A 428-nucleotide genomic window follows, 5' to 3' on the forward strand; every position below is an offset into this window, starting at 1 on the left:
ATCGGGGCTCATCGCCACGCGTTCCTCGATGGCCAGTCGCGTCTCGTCGGGCCAGTCGATGTCGTCGGGGTTGCTGGTGACCAGGCCCAGCGCGAAGGCGGCGTCGGCGTCCAGCGGCTGGCCGACCTTGGCGCGCACCGCTTGAAGCGCCGGCACTTCCTCGTAGAAGCGGCGCTGCAGGCGGCTCTGGCCGGTGGCCATGGGGTAGAGGCCGAAGTTGGTCTCGCCCACTTCGATCTTCGGCGCGGCCGACGGGTCGGAGGGCAGCGCGAGCTGGTAGCTGCGGTCGCAGGCGAGCGCGAACTCGAGGAAGGTGCCCGCGAAGCAGGAGCCCTGCTCGATCAGCGCGAACAGGCTGCGGCTGGAGACGTCGAAGCGGCTGAAGGTGCGGCGCAGGTGGCCGATCGTCTCGCGCACGAGCCAGTGGC

Annotated in this window: 1 pseudogene; it reads right to left on the reverse strand. The window is 70.6% G+C overall.

Going from position 1 to position 428, the window contains the following annotated elements:
* A pseudogene (locus WG923_RS30355) lies at positions 1-428 on the reverse strand (2,3-epoxybenzoyl-CoA dihydrolase); the annotation flags it as partial.

Source organism: Ramlibacter sp. AN1133 (genome assembly GCF_037890035.1).
Taxonomy (GTDB): Bacteria; Pseudomonadota; Gammaproteobacteria; order Burkholderiales; family Burkholderiaceae_C; genus Ramlibacter.